Annotated in this window: 3 protein-coding genes and 1 pseudogene; all 4 read left to right on the top strand. The window is 67.0% G+C overall.

Going from position 1 to position 3,158, the window contains the following annotated elements:
- Nucleotides 1-751, top strand: a pseudogene (locus AC08OU_RS22905) (hypothetical protein); the annotation flags it as partial.
- A gap of 85 nt (nucleotides 752-836) precedes the next feature.
- Nucleotides 837-1,967 (top strand): helix-turn-helix domain-containing protein, encoded by a 1,131-nt coding sequence (locus AC08OU_RS22900; RefSeq protein WP_476605772.1) that lies wholly within the window; start codon nucleotides 837-839, stop codon nucleotides 1,965-1,967.
- On the top strand, nucleotides 1,967-2,503 hold the full coding sequence (locus AC08OU_RS22895; RefSeq protein WP_476605771.1) for a PIN domain-containing protein: 537 nt from the start codon (nucleotides 1,967-1,969) through the stop codon (nucleotides 2,501-2,503). Before AC08OU_RS22900 ends, AC08OU_RS22895 begins: the two co-directional genes overlap by 1 nt.
- A 251-nt stretch (nucleotides 2,504-2,754) precedes the next feature.
- Complete coding sequence (locus AC08OU_RS22890; protein ID WP_476605770.1) at nucleotides 2,755-3,015, top strand: hypothetical protein; 261 nt, start codon at nucleotides 2,755-2,757, stop codon at nucleotides 3,013-3,015.
- Nucleotides 3,016-3,158: the final 143 nt, after the last annotated feature.

Here is a 3,158-nt window from a genome sequence, read left to right as displayed (position 1 = left end):
CGCGCTGCTGGAGGACGCCGAGCGGCTGCGCGTGCAGCTCGGCGACGAACAGTTCTTCGCGAAGCTGGGAAGTGGCGCCCGCGGCGGGGCGGGCGGTGACGCCGACCCGTGGGCCGCCGTCCTCGGCGCCGGCACCTGGGACGCCGCCCGCTACGCCGAAGCAAGGGCCGCCTCCGCCGCCAGCGAGGTCCGCCAGCAGCTCGTGTCCGCCTTGGTGGAGACGTACTTCCGGTCCTACACGCAGCAGGCCGAGTACGTTGATCTCGACACCGGTCTCGCCGCGATCGCCAGCCACGCCAAGGGTCTCGGCTACGACGCCGTCGTGCTCTTCCTGGACGAGCTGGTCCTGTGGCTCGCGTTCTCGGTGCGGGACCGGGAGTTCTTCCGGCGCGAGTCGCAGAAGCTCACCAAGCTCGTCGAGTCCGCCGTCGGCGGGCGGCCGATCCCGCTGATCTCGTTCATCGCCCGGCAACTGGACCTGCGGCGCTGGTTCGCCGACTCGGGCGCCAGCGGCGCGGAACAGGACGCGCTCGACCGGGCGTTCCGCCACCAGGAAGGCCGGTTCGGCCCCCACGTACCAGCTCAACCTGGCCGACTACCTGGACGAGGAGCTGCGCGGCCGAGCACACCAGGTCGGCAAGACGCCCGACCAACTCAAGGCATGGTGCCCCGAACCAGCCACCCGCGGTCACAAGGCCAGACCCTGAAATTGGTTCGCGTGGGATCCCACAGTAGGTGCAAATCGGAATGATTCGGCTCTCCGAACCTGGAACCTGAACCATCTCACTCTTATAGTGGTCCACAGCGGTGCTGGAATCGCACCGATGGAGGGCAGCGTGGAGAGGGAACAGTTCACTCAGTGGGCCGACGTAGCCGCACGGGTAGTCCAGGCCCGCGAGCGGGCGGGGTTCTCGCAGAGCGCGCTCGCCGAGCGACTCGGATTGTCACGCTCCTCGCTCACTCGGGTCGAGCAGGGGCAGCGACGGCTGGACGCGTTGGAGCTCGTGCGACTCGCCCAGGTGACCGGCAGGTCCGTGGAGTGGTTCGTCACCAGGTCACCGGACGTATTTGCCAGCCACCGCGTTGGGACTGCCGCTGGGCAGGAGGTCGCGGCTCTCGAGGAGCGTCTCGAGAGCACTGCCCGGGACGTCGAACTGCTCGCCGAGATCGGCGTGCTAACGATGCGTCCGGCCGGTTTGCCGCCTGGCGTCACCACTGTCCAAGAGGCTGAGGCGGGGGCCGTTGACGCTCGGCAGCTGGTCGGCGTCCCCGATGGGCCGCTTCCGCAACTGCAATCGGTCGTCGAGAGGCTCGGCCTGCTGTCCTTCGCCTTCGATCTCGGATCGGACGTCATTGACGGGGGCTACGTCCGAGTCAATGACGTCGGTGTGGCGCTGATCAACGGCGCCACCGATCCCGGCCGGCGGCGGTTCAGCTTGGCGCATGAACTAGGGCATCACCTGCTAGCTGATGAGTACACCGTGGACTTCGGCGTGGGGTCGACCGGCGAGGAGCGCGAGGCTCTGATCAATGCCTTCGCCATCCACTTCCTGGTCCCCAGGGGGTCGGTGATGGCGAGGTGGAGCGACCTGGCCTCCGACTGGGAAGACCATCGGATGCGTCTGGTCGTCCTCGCCGCTGAGTACCGGGTCAGCTGGTCGGCGATGGTTTCCCACGCCCGGAATTTGGGGCTCATCGATCGTGGCGAGCATGACCAGCTACAGGCGCGGCGTCCAGTGCCCGGGGACTACGTCGAGACTGGAATCCGCTTCGTCGAGGAACTGACACCGCCTCCGGCCTTGCCGACCGGCTACTCGCAGGCCGTGATCAGGGCCTTTCGGCGCAGCTTGGTCAGCGCCACCCGCGCCGTGGAACTGCTGCATGGGACGTTGACGCGCGAAGACCTTCCGCAGCCCACTGAGGCACCGATCGAGTCGCTGCGGAGAGAGTTCGAGGAACTCGACTGATGCCCGCCGGTGTCCTCGTCCTCGACGCGAGCCCGTTGAATCACTTCGCACGGGCGGGGCATCTGGCCACGTTGCGCAAGCTGCTCGCCGAACACGAGTGCGTGACCACACGAGCGGTGAAGGAAGAGCTGACACGGGGCGCTGAGCAATTCCGTGAGATCGGCGATGCGGTCAACCTGGACTGGATCCAGGTCGTGTCCTGCGACGAGTTGCGTGAACTCTACCTATTTGCGCAGTACATGAACCAGCTTGGTAACGCCGAGCGCAACGCAGGTGAGGCCACCGTTCTGGCGTGGGCCGAGGCTCACAACGCCTCCGCATACGTCGACGATCAGGTCGCGTACAACGTCGGACGCAAGCGCGGCGTCAAAGTACATCGAACTCTGCGCCTTGTCGTCGGCTCCGTCAGGGCCGGCCTCCTGACGGAGGAAGCGGCGCAAGGTCTCGTTCGAGATCTGGTGGACTCTGACGCCCGATTCCCTGCAGGGGCCCGCGAGAATCTCTTCGACTGGGCACGATCTCAGCACCTGCTCTGAGGTCCCACTGAGATCCCCGGGAAGCGAACGCACTGCGCCGGCTCACCCAGAGACTCCGCCCTGGTCCGGCCGCGGGAGGCTCAGCGAGCCATCGAGAAGGGAAGCCCACTCGTCGATCCTCGCGCCTCGCATCCACCGAATCTCTGGCGCGTCGCCCTAAAAGCAGGCTGCATGCCACAGCGGCACGCCTTCCGCGCGTAGCTTTCGCGAGAGTAGCCCGGGTTGTGACGGTCTGTGGCGAAGAGGTGTCCGTGAGTGCCATCGGCGAGGCCAAAGCAGCGATCGCGTCGGCATCCAGCGAGGCCGACCAGGCGATGGGCGCGGTGGGACAGGCTGCGCAGTCCGTGGATGAGGCGTTGACGCTGATCACCCAGGCGGCCGAGGACAGCGGATCCGACACGATCGAAGAGGCGCAGGCCATGTACCAGCAGGCACGTGAGCAACTCGACGAGGTCCTGAACCTGCTCCAACAAGCGCAACAGACCGCCAACGACTACGCCGCCAACCTCTGACCCCCACCAGGTCACCAGGTCACCACGTGGTGTCACACGTCACCCGCGCCGTCGCACTGCTCACCCAAGCCGTCGACGCCGGCGACCGCGCCCAGGCCGCCTGCTCCACCGCCGACGAGCACGCCCGCATCATGCGGGACACC

This window comes from Frankia sp. CcMO1 (assembly GCF_977945845.1).
Note: the sequence above shows the minus strand (reverse complement) of the source record. Positions and strands in the feature narration are given on the sequence as shown.

Coding starts and splice junctions, on each gene's coding strand:
- AC08OU_RS22895 (WP_476605771.1), top strand. CDS start 1,967: ATGCCCGCCGGTGTCCTCGTCCTCGACGCGAGCCCGTTGAATCACTTC.